Here is a 13,674-nt window from a genome sequence, read left to right as displayed (position 1 = left end):
GGCCACCCCGGCGGACCCCCGTGCAGAGCACTAGAAAGGGGAGTCGTCGTAGGTGCCCTGCTGCGGCTCGTAGGCCAGCTCCGCGGGCTCCGTCCAAAGAAGGTCGTGCTCACCCCAGTAACGCAGGTTGAGCACCGCGGTTTCGGTGTGACACCAGTGCGGGTCGGCGGCGATGGTGGCTCGGACGCGGGCAGACAGTGCGGCGCGGTGCGGGGTGAGTTCGGGTGCAGAGGCCAGGTTCACGGCGGCGATGAGGGCTGCGTCGCGCACGTTCTCGTCGGGATCGTCGAGGCAGGCGGTGACCACGGCGTAGAGTCGCGGCCGCATCGGGCGGAGCGGACCGCCGATGTTCTCGCCGCCGGCGGCGTCATCGCCGAACCATTCCCGCCACTGGACACCCATCGCGTATCCGAGCTGGGACAGCCAGAGCAGCAGTGCGGCACGCAGCGGTCCGTCACCGTATTCGCGGGTGGGGCCGGGCTGGGCCCGGACCCGCGGGTCGGCCAGCGCCACGGCGACGAACCGGGCCGCCGCGGGTGTCGCCTCGTAGATGGTGCCCTGGTGAAACAACTCCTCCCACAGATGGGAGAGAGCCCGCCGCGCGTCGTCACGGTCACCGGTCAGTAACCCCGCCAGGAGTCGCGGCGTCTCCGGCCAGGCTGGCCCGTGGCTGTGTGCCAAGCCTCGCCAGTTGGTCTGTTCGAGAACGGTTTCCGGACGCATCAGCGGAGCCTAGCGACGTGACCAACACCGGCTTCGTCGGACGGTCACGTCCATGGTCGTGGTGTAGAAGACGACCATCAGGAGATCCGGTGTTGATCTTATGCGGCGATGGGCATGGGTGGGTTGTTGGTGTCGTCGGTTCCGTCGGTGTCGATGCTGGTCAGGCGGGCTTCGGGATCGCCAGCTCCATCGTTCCGGCCCGGGTGTCCCACTCCCGGCTCCGGTAGCCGTTGCGAGAGTTGACGCGTTCGTCGCTGCGTTGTCCGTACGGTGCGCCGCAGATCGCGTCCGCCTCGGCGGACATCAACGCCTCCGCGAACGTCTTCACCATGTCTCGTAGCAGGTCCGGTGACGCCGACGCGAGGTGCTCACGAAGGAAGCCGGCAGGGTCGGTAGGCTCGGGTACGGCCATCGTGGTGCTCTCCTTTGATCTTGACTTAGCCGTCTCAAAGGATCTTCACGATGGCCGTCTTCTACTCCACGACACGCCCGTGACCAGGCATGTCGTACACCACTCCCATGGACGCAACCCGTCGGGACAGTCTGGCGACCGTGTCGTTGGCCGGTAACAGGAAGGCCCCGCGCTGCCCTGCCGCCTCGACGGAAGTACAGCGTCGACTACTCAGGCCTGACGAGGGAAGGGCTCGCCGACGGGCCAGGGGTCGCCGAGGCCGAACCAGTCGGCTTGGGTGCGCCGCGGGTCGACGAACTCGATCCGGTCGTCGGCGCCGGCAACGGACCGGCGCCACAGCGGCAGCGCTTCCACCGCGTGGTCCGGGTCCGGGTGCTCCCAGATTGTGTGCCGCTGGTTGCCGACGAACGCGGGGTGGAGTTGCTTGACGACGAGCACGGCGGACACTGCGCGGTGCTCCCAGTGGTCGCCCGGGTACCAGTAGCCGTTGGCTTCGCGGACGTAGGCGTGCGACTCTGTGCCATCTGTCGCGGTGGTGATCTGCAACATCTCGGTGCCGTAGAGGGCCTTTTTCACGTCGTGGTCGCCCAGAGACATGCTGCTCGAAGCGACCGCCACGATGAACGGCGCGCCGAGCGGGCCGTAGGCCGCGCCCTTGTCGCTCAGCGCTCCGAGGATGCCGTCCCCGTCGTGGACCCATGTCGCCTTCCCCCCGTAGATCCCGAGGGGGCGAACCCCCTCCCTGTCGCGCGCCTCGGGAGACTTAGGAATGGCCCAGAATTCGATGATCCAGCCCACGTCGTCGCCCCCGGTCTTCTCCTCATAGCGGTGCGAAGGGAGGTCGTCGCGGCGCCTGCCCAGCGCGTAGTTGTCGGGGTTGAGCCCGCTTAGCCATCTCTCCAGGCGACCGCGTAGCGGCTTGGCGCGGAGCGGACCGGGACCTTGCCTCACGACCTCGATCCAGAGGAAGAAGTTGGGGCTGTCCAGCCTGTTGAGCGACTCGTACACAGCGTTGACCCGCGCCGTCGCGCCGACGGAGACGTCGCTGGCGGATGCCGAGCGCGCCTCGATATAGATCGGCCGTCCATCCTTCTCGGCCAGGAAATCCGGCCGGCGGCTCGTCCCCTCGAGCACCGGGTGGCACGTCACCGTATAGCCCATCCGGAGCAGGCACTCGTGCAGGTACAACTCGAAGAACGCCCCGCGGACCTGCCTGTCGTCCTTCGACCTCAGCCGGCCCCTGACGTCGGCTTGGGCGTCCGGGCACAGGCGAGAGAACCAATCCTCGATCAGGTCGCGAACTTGATCCCAGTACGGCCCCGAGACCCGGTCCAGAACTTGAACTGCCCGTCTCCGTGCGCCGCCGGCGACGGGTCGGTCCGGGTGATCGCGGAGAAGATGGTCACCACGGCATCACAACCCAGCGACGCTCCTCGGCCAATTGCGACACGCCGCTGTCGGGGTGCCGCCAACGGGTTGTAGTGGCTATGACGGATGAACTTGGCTCGACTCCACCAGGACGGCGATACCTGGCCCCACCGCAGCCCGATCGCGCCGGATGTCAAGTAACGTTGCGTGACGGCCGAGGCTGCTGGTGCTGCCACGTGGAGCTGCGCGCTCATGCCGAAGAGCGGAAGCCGTGCACCATGAGGCTGGTCGTCTTGCCGGCACGATCGTCTGTTCGCGGTCAGCGTGAGGGTCGGGGTGGTGACGGGAGGCCGGGATCGTGCAGGGTGTGGTTCATGAGTGCCGGGTTCGTTCTGGTGCATAGTCCGTCGGTCGGGCCTCTGACATGGGCGCCGACAGCGCGGGGACTGGAGGGCTCGGGGGCGGTCGTCATCGTGCCGTCGCTCGTCGGGGTCGCGGGAACCGGCCCGCCATACTGGCGGTCCGTCGCCGAGACGGTCAGCGAAGCGATCGACCAACTGCCCCAGGATCAGCCCGTCGTGATCGTGGCGCACAGCAACGCGGGTCTTTTCGTGCCGGTGATCGTGGAGGCAGCCTTGCGGGAGGTGGTTGGCTGCCTGTTCGTGGATGCGGCCTTGCCGTCGCGTCGCGGACCCACACCCGTCGCGCCGCCTGAGTTGCTGGACTTTCTGCGTCCGAAAGCGGTTGATGGTCGGCTGCCGCAGTGGACGGCGTGGTGGGAGGAGTCGGACGTCGAACCGATGTTTCCGGACGCGCAGACGCGTAGGGCGGTGTCGGCCGAGCAGCCTCGGCTTCCGTTGCGCTATTACGAGGAACTGGTGCCCACCCCGATCGGCTGGGATGACCGGCCGTGCGGCTATCTGCTGTTCGGCCCACCGTACGAGCCGGTCGCTGAGGATGCGGGTCAACGTGGGTGGGTCATCGACCACATCCCCGGCCGGCATCTGCACCAGCTGGTGGACCCGCTTGCTGTGGCGGACCGCATCGCTGCGATGACCCGAGAATGGCCGCCCTCGGTCTGAACCCGCCGTGATCCAGCGCACGGATCTGCCGCTGACCGTGCGTGCCAGTGTCAGAGCTCCCGTCACTCTCGGTAGCCGCCAGCGGTGGTCCGCAGGGTGCGAGGACGTCCGGTCGTGCCGATGACGGTGCTCTCGGGATGCTTGCTCGCCCTCTCGACCACACGGTGCCCCATGGTACGACCGAGGCCACTGCGGCCCGTACGCTTCTCCGTGGTTCGCGGTACGTTGTATAGGAGGACGTGGTGGCGGTCGCGATGCAGCAAGTGTGGAAGCCGGCCGCCGCTGATACTCGGCTGTGGGGACGTCCGTTGTGGTGGACGGTGGGTCCGTCGCAGGAGCTCGCAGTGCTGTTCGTCTCTGAACGGCAACTGAGCCAGTCTCCCTACATAGCGGGTTGGGTTGGCTGGGGACCCCAGGTGCCCTTCGACGGCGTGCTCGTTGTCCGTCAGGTTGACGGGTCGATACATCATCGCACTATCAGAGCGATCCCGTTGAGGCCGAGTCACATTGCCTTCATGTCCGGCGGCCGTCTCCTCATCGCGAATGGTCGCGCCCGCAAGAGCGAAGAAGGATCATGGGAGCCGAACGCGGTTGTGTATTCTTCGGAAGGCGCGGTGGAGGACCGGTTCTGCATTGGTGACGACATCGATGTCCTAGTGACGGGCCGTGACGGTTCAATCTGGACCGCCTACGGCGATGAAGGCATCTATGGCAGCCATCCCCACTCTGCGGCCGGGCTTGCCGGATGGAACGGTCAGGGACAGATTGGTTGGACGCCAGATGGACGCCTTCCAGAATGGCCATTAGCGGGGTTCAGTGCTGCCACAGAAGGAGACCAAGTGTGGCTGGCCTGGTACTCCAGACCCGGCGAAGGGGGCACTTTCTTAACACGGATCACCCCCTCGACTGGTGAGGTAGCCAGTTGGTCCAGTCCTGTCCAGTCTCCGGACGGATTAGCGGTTCGTGGTCACCACGCCATCCTGACTCGACGAGACCACAACAAGGGTTCGACCGAGGTGGTTCGCGCTGAGTTGATCGACGGGTCCTGGGCTGCGGTGGAACGGCGAAAGGTTGAGGTGCCCGGTCGAGTTGTCTTGCGATGTGGCCAAGGCCGCGACGGGACTTTATGGCTCCGCGCCGAGGATGCCTGGTTGCGCATTGAGGCGTAAGTGCGACCCTGATTCAGCCCGGGTGCAAATGAATCAGGCGGTCCAGCATTTGATCTTCACAACTCGCACTTCAAAGTCCTTGAATCGAGCGCTACAGTAGTCCGAGATCACGCATCCGGATCTGCCGCTGCGGGTGGGGCGCACCGCCGTAGCGGCAAGTCGCGTTCTGGGGGAATACACCGCCGCGTACCTGCCTTGCGGGGAGGCCGTGCGGGGGTCATGCCAGCCAGGCGCTGTTGACCTATGCCACGGACGTGGAGGGACTAGGCACTGCCTTATTGGGCTTGCTGTGCTGTGTCGTCGGAATGATCGGCGTGCTCGGCCTACTCGGCGCTGTTGCCGTCAATATGCGAAGCAAATAGCTGCAATCCGAACAATTGAGGAGTCATCGTCACGGACGTCCTCTTCTGCCGCAGAGCGGGCGCGGTAACAAGTCGTCTACAAGTCACAGAGGGTCACGACTCCGGCTGGCGTGTGGCGCACGGTTGTGCTTGATATGCAGGTAATCGTCGTTGACCCATTGCCGGTGTTGGTGGTGGGTTCGATGGAGAGGTTCCTGCATGTCCGTCTGGGTCGATCTTGTGCTGAGGCGGTCGAGGACCGCGGCTGGTGATCTTGTTGTCCGGTTCGGCATGCCGTTGCTGGACGCCTATCTGGAGTTCCTGTCGGTGCGGTCGCGGCCGAACACTGTGGTCGCGGTCGCGTATGACCTGAAGGTGTTCTTCACCGTGGTCGGTAAGGCGCCGGGTCGGGTCGTCGCGGCCGACGTTCTGGCGTTCGTAACCGCGCAGTATGCCGGCGGCCCGGCACGGCGGTTGCAGGCCGCCGGTGACGGCGCTGGCGTGTCGGCCCGGACGGTCCGGCGGCGGCTGTCAAGCGTGTCCGGGTTGTTCGCGTTCCTGCAGGCCCGCGGTGATGTCGAGGCGAACCCGGTGCCCCGAGGCCTGCCGACACGCCGCGAACGGCAGCGACCCCGTCAGGGCGTGCCGCTGGTACGCACGCCACGCACCCTGCCGCGGATTCTGTCTCCGGTTCAGGTGGATGCGCTGCTGGCGGCGTTGCGCACGCATCGGGACCGGGCCATGTGTGAGGCGATGGTGCTGGGTGGACTGCGCCGCTGTGAGGTCCTCGGTCTACGGCTGGACGATCTGCAGGTCGCTGCCCGGCGGGTGTTCATCGCCGAGGGCAAGGGCGGCCATCAGCGGCAGATCCCGGTCTCCGGCCGGTTCTTCACCTCCGTGGCCGCCTACCTGCACCACGAACGCCCGCCCGGCATCGCCACCGACCGGCTGTTCGTGGTGCTGAAAGGCCCTCGCCGGGGCCGGCCACTGTCACCGGCTGGGCTGGATCAGATCCTGGACTCGGCCCGGCAGCGGGCCGGGCTGGACACGGTGACCTGCCATCAGCTGCGGCACACCTGCCTGACCCGGCTGCGGGAGGCCGGGATGGCCTTGGAGGCGGTCCAGGCCCAGGCCGGGCACGCCTCGATCGAGTCCACCCGCATCTACCTGCACCTGGCCGACGACTGGCTGGCCTCGCAATACCGGCGGGCCGCCGAGGTGATCGACGCGCAACTGTTCTCCGGAAAACCGTTGCCCCGCAACGGCGTCAGCCTGATCGAGGGGGGACGGTGAGCAGCCCTCGGCAGCTCCCCGGCTGGGACCAGCTCGCCACCGAGATCCCTGACATGGTGACACCGATGCGCCGCTACCTCGACCAACTGACCTGCATCCTGCGGCCGGGCAGCGTGAAAAGCGCCGACCTGGCCCTGCGATCCTTGGCCGCGTTCCTGGTCGAGCAGGCACCCGAGGTCCGCCACGTCGCCGACATCCACCGCCGGCACATCGAGGGCTTCCGCACCTGGCTCACCGCCAGAACCGGCTACCGCACCGACAAGCTCACCCCGGCGACCCTCGCGCACCGGCTCGGCACCCTGCGCATCTTCTTCGTCCGCATCAGCGACTGGGACTGGCCCGAAGCTCCCGCCCGGATCCCGATCATCCCCGCCGACCTGCCGCGACAGGACCACCCCCTGCCAAAGGCCCTCGACGACGCGTCCGCGGCGAAACTGCTACGAGCCGCCCAAACCCAGCCCCGCGTGCTCACCCGTGTCGTGGTCGAAGTGCTGCTGCGCACCGGGCTACGCGTCGGCGAGTTCACCGCCCTGCAAGCCGACGCGATCGTGCTCATCGGCGCCGCGCACTGGCTGCACGTCCCGGTCGGCAAACTCCACGAGGACCGCTACCTGCCCCTGCATCCGCACCTGGTCACCCTGATCGGTGACTACCGCAACGTCCACGTCCACGCCGACAACCCGCTACTGCTGCCCCGCGAGAACGGCCGCCCGCTCGACCGGCACACCGTCACCCGGCTGATCAACAAAGCCGGCACCGCAGCCGGTCTCACCCACATCCACCCGCACCAACTCCGGCACACTCTGGCCACCCAGGCCATCAACCGCGGCATGACCCTCGAAGCCATCGCCGCCCTCCTCGGACACCGCAGCCTCGACATGACCCTGCGCTACGCCAAAATCGCCAACCGCACCGTCGCCGACGAATACTTCGCCGTCACCGAAAAGGTCGAATCCCTTTACCAGCAAGGAAAACCCCTACCCGCCGACACCATCGGGCCCCGCATGGCCCAACTTCGCCGCGAACACCACCGCCTGCTCGGCAACGGCTACTGCACCCGCCCACCCGAACTCGACTGCGCCTTCGAAGCCATCTGCGAGACCTGCACCTTCTTCCAAACCAGCATCGAGTTCCGGCCCACCCTGCAACGCCAGCACGACCACGCCGCCGCCAACAACCAGACCCACCGCGCCGACCTGTTCACCCGGCTCCTCGATGGCCTCGACCAACAAGCATCATGATCAACTTGACAAGGATTACCTGCATAATGCCGAGATGAGTGCATTCGATCACACCACGGGCCCAAACACGGAAATCGACACACTTCCGTGCACGCCGGGTTCGGGAGGCGGCTCGGGGAAACCCACCGGCGGTAACGCCGGCAGGGCGCCCCGGGTCGACCTCACTGTTGTATCCCCGGCGCAGCCGGGAGGTTCTCGAAGGGAGATTCCTGGGTCGGCTGGCTGACTTGGATCGATGCGAGGACGTCGGGGTGGTTCGTCAGCGGGGCGTAGCGATACGCCAGCCGCGCCACGACCCGAACCGGGCTATGGTGCAAATGGGGGTGGCCGGGCGCTGTAGCGGCGGGGACGTTGGCCGACGGCACAGCTGTGGCAGGGAGGGCACCCCGGCGCCACTCTTCGTGACGTCCGATGAGCCGATGGAAGGATCGGTGTGGCAACTATCCTAAATGCAGAGCGGTTCCGCTGGGCGGATGACTACGAGTCACTGTGCATGATGTTTGTGCTCGATCGGGCGGAGCGCGAGCTCATCGCCGCGTTCGGCGGCGATCCGCAGCTGATCCGGCTCTACCGGTCTTCAGAGGCGTTGAAGCTGCTCTCTCCTGAATATCTTTATCAACCGATCGTGCGAGTTGGGCGGGCAGGGCCTTCGGTCTTTACGACGGAGGTGCTTAGTGTCGAGGGCGGTCGCACGGAGGTGCTGCGACGCGCTTCTGCCGGGACGAGGGCTGTGTCTGTGATGCGGTCCGGAAACGCGATGGTCCATTTTGCCTACGCGGAGGACGGTGAGGTAGTCACCGGATTCGAGGCGGGAACGCCTGAGCAACGTGGCGGTACTGACCCGGATCGGTTGGTTCCGAACCTGGCAAGGGTCGGCCTGCTGGGTGATCGCAGTCGGCTGGGCGGGCGCCTGGCCACCTGTCTGCTGCTGGCTGCGGAAGTCCTCGGAATTACGTTCGATGCCGCAGACTTCCGGAAGCCCTTGCCCGGCGCGCCGGTGTTGCCGCTGTTGCCAACACCTCTAGTTCCAGAGACCGACCGGGCGCGGGCACAACTGATCGGTAGTCCATTCGTTTCGGCGGCCGTTGCCGGCGCCGCAGACGAACATCTATGGCCGGCCGTCAGGGGTTTGGCGTCCCGGATGCTGACGATGGCGGACCTGTTGGGAGACCGCGATCTGGGGGATGCGCTGCACCGCGATGGGAATGAAGAGCCCTCCATCCTCCGCGACGACGAGGCGCTCGGGATGCGAATCCGCGTCCTGATCGCGGAGGGAACCGGGGCGGAAAGCAGCGGGGAAGTGTCGTTGCGGCGCTCCGCTGGCCTGTCCACCGAGGAGCGTCAACGACGACTGAGACGCCGTGCGGCGGCTATGGCGGTACATGCGGCGTTGGTGCTCCCGCCACGATCCGCGATGTACGCGCTTCTGCACCTGCGGCAGCGGGCGGCTTGGCCGTCGCCGCCGGAGCTGGACCTGTCCTATTTGCCGGAACCGCCGCCGTCCGAGGTAGAACGGCAAGCTGCACTGTTTGGAGACCTACACTCGGGCGCCCGGACCCGGGTGGTGAAAGCACCTGCTTCTCGACCGTCGGGTCCCCGACCACAGCGCAGATAAGCTGCCCAGGGGCTGGTGAACGTGCGTCCCCAGCCCCTGCCGCTGTTCGTCTGCTGCTTGAATTAGTCGGCGTAAACTGTAACCGTGTATTCCTCGCCGTCTAAGATCCTCATCTGAGTGGTGAGTGTACTTAGGGCATTTCCGGCCGCTCTATTTTCGCCGAGCGGAACATGTCCTCGCACGCATCGTTCGGTGCCGTCCGACCACGACGTGACGTACCAGGTCCCATTCTGTAAGAACGGTCGGACCTCCGCGCAGTCAGCTCCTCTCTGGCCGAGCATGGCGCCACTTTGACGGCTGGCCGCGAACGCGTATTCATCGCAGCTGTCTCTGAGGGGGTAGTTCGGATCTGTCGACGGGTTGGGGTCGGCAACGAACGTACTGTCGCAGATAATGTCGCGGTTCCGATCTTGTTGCTGCGTGTCGGCAAGTCTTGTCAGGGGCGCGTCGGGAGTGCCCCACTCGTCAGGCAGGAACAGTTGCGCCCACAGCACCATGGTCGCGGATGCGCCGTGCGTGACCTGGGACAGTTCCAGATCTGGGCGGTAGTCCGCGAATACGCATCCCGTACTTGCGCCGACGGTGGAGTCGCATCGCATCCCGAAAGGGCCCGGATAATCGTCCTCGGGGTCGATCGGAGTGGCCCCGGGCGCAATGGAAAAAATCGTGTAGTTCGTGTTGAAGTAGTCCGGGCCCGGGTCGGGTTCGTTCTCGTACGTGAACCAGCCGTCTACTGTTGCGCCCAAGGTGAGAGTCGCTGGTCCATCGAACGCGTTTGAGTCCGTGGCCGTGCAGCCGCCAGAACATGAAGCCGTGAGGGTGACCAGCACAGCAGTAATTAATGGTGTTGTCTGTGAAACCAGCGTCATGGTCACGTGTTCGTCGAACTGACCACTTGTCGCAGACAGTTCCATTTCGTGGGTAACGTCGATGATGGCCCGGCCGATAACTCCACCCGTACTCGCGTTGTACAGGGTGTAGGTGTGTACCGTCACCAGGCAGGCATCGGTACGGGTATACCACCAGTAGGTTGTCTCACCCAGCTCCCGGCACCATACGTTGGGGGGTGCGACCGACGGCCGTGCTGTTGTCGCTACATCGTTCGAATCGGCGACGGTGAGACAGCCGACCGTTTCCTCGCCCCGCCTGGCCGCAGCTGCCAGGTACGACTGCAGTGACGCGGCGCAGTCCCCGACACCCTTGGCTGCAGCCTTAGCGGTGGCTACTCTGGGCCTGTCGGGACGTGCCTGCTTGGACGTGACCTCGACGCCATTTCCGGCATCTGGTGTGGATGCGATTGCTGGATCGACTAGAAACACTGAAACGAGAACCGCGACAGCGGCGACAGATGATAAGCGGAAGCGCACTAGAGAAGACCCCCCAAATCCTTGACGAGATAGTCATGGCGCTTCAAGGCTAGGTGTATCGCCGTATTCAGGCAATGCGATATCCCCGACACAGTTGCGGCATCCTGTTCCACTAGGCGAGGCCTCGAGGCTGATGTTCGGCGCTGACCTCGATCGATGCAATGATCAACCGTGGAGACCCACGAGATGCCGTGATGCATGTCACAGGCGATGCTGCTTGTCGCCCTCGCGCCAGGTTGACGCGATCCTGCCCGGCCTGTACCGCTCGGAAACTCGGTCATGGCTTGTGAAGTGCGGTTTGTGTGGTGTCGGGCGTGTGTTGATGGCCATGCTGACCGTCCATGATCCTGTCGTGTGGGTATCTGCTTTTGTGTCAGGTCATGCAGTTGATCGTGCTTGGGTTGCGCGGCGAGCGGTCCAAGTAGGTCGAGATCCTGGGGCTTGACCCCTGATCTTGGACACGGGGGTTATGCGGCTGGGGCCAGCATATCGATTGTGGCTGCGGTGTTTTCGTAGGCGATCGGGGATCGGTGTCCGAGGCGGGAGTGCCGTCGGACGGTGTTGTAGCGGTGGAGCCAGCGGAACGAGGCGAGGCGGGCTTCGTGCTCGTTGGTAAAGGCGCGGCGGCCTTGCAGGGTCTCGCGTTTGAAGGTGGCGTTGAACGATTCGGCGGCAGCGTTGTCGGCCGAGCTGCCGACCGCGCTCATCGACTGCCGGACGCCGGCCGCGGCGCAGGCGGCGGCGAAGGCCCGAGACGTGTATTGCCCACCGTGGTCGGTGTGCAGAATCGCTCCGTCGAGGCTTGCCCGGGTGCGCTGGGCGGCGTTGAGGGCGTCGAGGACCAACTCCGTGCGCATATGGTCGGCGATCGCCCACCCGACCAGGCGGCGCGAATGCAGATCGATGACGGTGGCCAGATAGAGAAATCCGCGGTCACCGACCGGCAGATAGGTGATGTCGCCGACGTAGCGGCGATTCGCCGCCGGAGCGGTGAAATCCCGACCGATCAGATCCGGGGCCTTCGCCGCGGCCGGATCCGCGATCGTGGTCCGGGTGCGCCGGCGCAGCCGAAGTCCTCGTACGCCGAAGCGGCGCATCACCCGGGCTACCCGCTTGCGGTTGACCCGCATGCCCCTGTCACGGAGTTCGGCGGTGATCCGCGGCGCTCCGTAGGTGCCGTCGAACGCGGCATGCACGGTCTTGATCTGTCCGGCAAGCGCGCGGTCGGCGGCGTCGCGAGCGGCACGGTCGGCCTCGGTCGACCGCCAGTAGTAGAAACTCGACCGGGCCACACCCAGGACCTGGCACAACCGCTTCACGCCGTAGCGCTGCTGGTGATCGGCGACGAACTGGAAGCGGTTCACCAGCGCGTCTCCCCGGCGAAATACCGGGCCGCCTTGCGCAGAATATCCCGCTCTTCCTCAAGCTCGCGGACCCGCCGTCGCAGTTCGGCATTCTCATCCTCGACCGAAGCCGGCTTCCGCCCCGACGCCGACACCCCCGGCGGCCGGCCGGTCTCGCGCTGCTGATCGTCGGCACGCACCCAGCTACGCAATGTCTCCCGGTTGACCCCGAGGTCATCAGCGATCTGCGCGATCGTCGCGCCCGGCCGAGACCGGTACAACGCCACCGCATCCGCCTTGAACTGGGCCGGGTAGTGCTTGTTCACCATCGTGTTCCAGGACTCCTGTCCACCAGGACCATCACGATCCCAGTCTCAAGTGTCCAAGATCAGGGAGCAACTCCCCCTTGTGCTGCGACACCAGGTTGCGGTCCTGCGTCGGCAGGTCAGCCGTCCGGATCCCGACCCAGCGGACCGGTCGGTGCTGTCGCGTCTGCTGCCCAGACCGAGGTGGGCGAGCTTGGCTGACTGCCCCGGGCTGACCAGGAACCTGGACCCAATTTTGGCGGGATCCAGGAACGCAGGACCACAAGATCAGAGGCACGGATTTGCCGCCGACCGTGCGCGCCAACCCAGCCGGAGTCGTCACGCTTCGTGGCCGAGCTGCCGTCGCCAGCCGAGACTGAGCTGAGCGTGCGAGCCTCGGCGGTGAGCAAGGTGATGTCGTTGGACAGTCGTCCCGCTACGTTCGCCGATCCCGTTCATGGCGCGTCAGGTGATGGCGAGGAGCACCGCCTGACCGTTGTCGGCTGCCGCCCGATAGAACCGGCGCAGCTCGACGAAATTGCCGATCAGGTTGTTGAGCTGGACGCCGTCATCAGCCCAGCCAAGCGGGTAGATCTCGGCGGTCGCCATCGCATCCGCGTCATAACCGGCGCGAGTGTCTCGACATCCAGCCCATCCAGCTCGGTGGCGACGGTGCGGACGGCATCCGGGCTGAGCAGCCGGGCCGGACCATAGCCACCGTCCTCGCCGATCTCGGCACCACCGAGGACCGCCGCACCGGCCGCGCCGTCACCGAGACTCCAGGCAGAACCAGCGAGCAGGTAGTGAACGCCATGCCAGGACTTACCCAGGTCCAACTCGGGATCGGGCATCTCCGCATCGTCATCGTCCAGATCGCCATAGAGCAGCGGACCCACAGCCGCCGGATCGCTCAACACCGCGCTCAACTCGTCGCTCGACAGCCGACGACCGATCAACTCCATGCCCACACGTAACTACTACCACCACAACGCGAGCACGCCGACAGGCGCCCAGAAGCTGGTACAACAGCCCCGGCCCTCCGCCCACCGGGACATCCGGATGTCTGCTGCAGGGAACGCAGCCTGGTGGTTAGCGCTGATGTCACCGTAGGTCTCGATCTTACTCGCCGGCTGAGTCCCAGACACGCTCGAAGACGTCTCGCGCAATGGTGTAAGGTCTTCCATACCTTGGTCCCGTCATCAGGGCTCACCTGGCCCAAACCCCCGTACCGGTCCTCCTCATGTCCAGGTCCGTAGCGGAGAACCGGCCCGTTGGCGTACACCTCGATCTGCCGAACGGGCCAGCCATCCTCATCGACCTCGAAGTACCAGACGGAGCGTCCCCAACCGTCAAACTCGTCGCCTCGTGACTCATCCCAGCGACGGCGGAGGAAGCGAGTTGGCAGCGGCGGAAGT

Annotated in this window: 9 protein-coding genes and 2 pseudogenes; 5 read left to right on the top strand and 6 right to left on the bottom strand. The window is 65.7% G+C overall.

Annotated features, from left to right (window positions below; translation table 11 throughout):
* Window positions 1–30 precede the first annotated feature (30 nt).
* From ACQEVC_RS34755 to ACQEVC_RS34745, 3 genes and pseudogenes are all read right to left on the bottom strand, one after another.
* On the bottom strand, window positions 31–723 hold the full coding sequence (locus ACQEVC_RS34755; RefSeq protein ID WP_432886381.1) for a hypothetical protein: 693 nt from the start codon (window positions 721–723) through the stop codon (window positions 31–33).
* A gap of 169 nt (window positions 724–892) precedes the next feature.
* A pseudogene (locus ACQEVC_RS34750) lies at window positions 893–1,135 on the bottom strand (transposase); the annotation flags it as partial.
* Window positions 1,136–1,345: 210 nt separating this feature from the next.
* On the bottom strand, window positions 1,346–2,296 hold the full coding sequence (locus tag ACQEVC_RS34745; protein ID WP_432886378.1) for a hypothetical protein: 951 nt from the start codon (window positions 2,294–2,296) through the stop codon (window positions 1,346–1,348).
* A 581-nt stretch (window positions 2,297–2,877) separates the two neighbouring features.
* On the opposite strand from ACQEVC_RS34745, the gene ACQEVC_RS34740 reads away from it, so the two are divergent.
* The 5 genes from ACQEVC_RS34740 (at window position 2,878) to ACQEVC_RS34720 (ending at window position 9,244) form a co-directional block, all read left to right on the top strand.
* Window positions 2,878–3,585, top strand: a complete 708-nt coding sequence (locus ACQEVC_RS34740) for an alpha/beta hydrolase (RefSeq protein WP_432886375.1) — start codon at window positions 2,878–2,880, stop codon at window positions 3,583–3,585.
* Between the two features lie 242 nt (window positions 3,586–3,827).
* Complete coding sequence (locus ACQEVC_RS34735) at window positions 3,828–4,754, top strand: hypothetical protein (RefSeq protein ID WP_432886372.1); 927 nt, start codon at window positions 3,828–3,830, stop codon at window positions 4,752–4,754.
* Between the two features lie 560 nt (window positions 4,755–5,314).
* Entirely contained in the window at window positions 5,315–6,388 is a 1,074-nt protein-coding gene (locus ACQEVC_RS34730) for a tyrosine-type recombinase/integrase (RefSeq protein WP_432876570.1), read from the top strand.
* A complete protein-coding gene (locus ACQEVC_RS34725) occupies window positions 6,385–7,629 on the top strand; it encodes a tyrosine-type recombinase/integrase (protein ID WP_432876572.1) in 1,245 nt (414 codons plus the stop codon). The genes ACQEVC_RS34730 and ACQEVC_RS34725 overlap by 4 nt, the downstream gene beginning before the upstream one ends.
* A gap of 433 nt (window positions 7,630–8,062) precedes the next feature.
* A complete protein-coding gene (locus tag ACQEVC_RS34720; RefSeq protein ID WP_432886369.1) occupies window positions 8,063–9,244 on the top strand; it encodes a DUF6461 domain-containing protein in 1,182 nt (393 codons plus the stop codon).
* A gap of 62 nt (window positions 9,245–9,306) precedes the next feature.
* On the opposite strand, the gene ACQEVC_RS34715 is transcribed toward ACQEVC_RS34720, so the two are convergent.
* The 3 genes and pseudogenes from ACQEVC_RS34715 to ACQEVC_RS34705 all read right to left on the bottom strand — a co-directional run bounded on the left by ACQEVC_RS34715 (window position 9,307) and on the right by ACQEVC_RS34705 (window position 13,221).
* Window positions 9,307–10,239 (bottom strand): hypothetical protein, encoded by a 933-nt coding sequence (locus tag ACQEVC_RS34715; protein WP_432886366.1) that lies wholly within the window; start codon window positions 10,237–10,239, stop codon window positions 9,307–9,309.
* Between the two features lie 839 nt (window positions 10,240–11,078).
* A protein-coding gene (locus ACQEVC_RS34710) for an IS3 family transposase (RefSeq protein ID WP_432872245.1) occupies window positions 11,079–12,283 on the bottom strand; the annotation gives its coding sequence in 2 pieces (ribosomal slippage) (window positions 11,079–11,992 and window positions 11,992–12,283; 1,206 coding nt in all).
* A gap of 441 nt (window positions 12,284–12,724) precedes the next feature.
* Window positions 12,725–13,221 (bottom strand): annotated as a pseudogene (locus tag ACQEVC_RS34705) (YfbM family protein).
* Window positions 13,222–13,674 lie beyond the last annotated feature (453 nt).

This window comes from Plantactinospora sp. CA-294935 (genome assembly GCF_050936445.1).
Classification (GTDB): domain Bacteria; phylum Actinomycetota; class Actinomycetes; order Mycobacteriales; family Micromonosporaceae; genus Plantactinospora.
This window is presented reverse-complemented; position numbering and strand designations above follow the sequence as displayed.

What these genes read in the sequence shown, in the direction of transcription:
- ACQEVC_RS34755 (WP_432886381.1), bottom strand. Translation starts at nt 723, where the DNA reads ATGCGTCCGGAAACCGTTCTCGAACAGACCAACTGGCGAGGCTTGGCA.
- ACQEVC_RS34730 (WP_432876570.1), top strand. Translation starts at nt 5,315, where the DNA reads ATGTCCGTCTGGGTCGATCTTGTGCTGAGGCGGTCGAGGACCGCGGCT.
- ACQEVC_RS34745 (WP_432886378.1), bottom strand. Translation starts at nt 2,296, where the DNA reads ATGGGCTATACGGTGACGTGCCACCCGGTGCTCGAGGGGACGAGCCGC.
- ACQEVC_RS34740 (WP_432886375.1), top strand. Translation starts at nt 2,878, where the DNA reads ATGAGTGCCGGGTTCGTTCTGGTGCATAGTCCGTCGGTCGGGCCTCTG.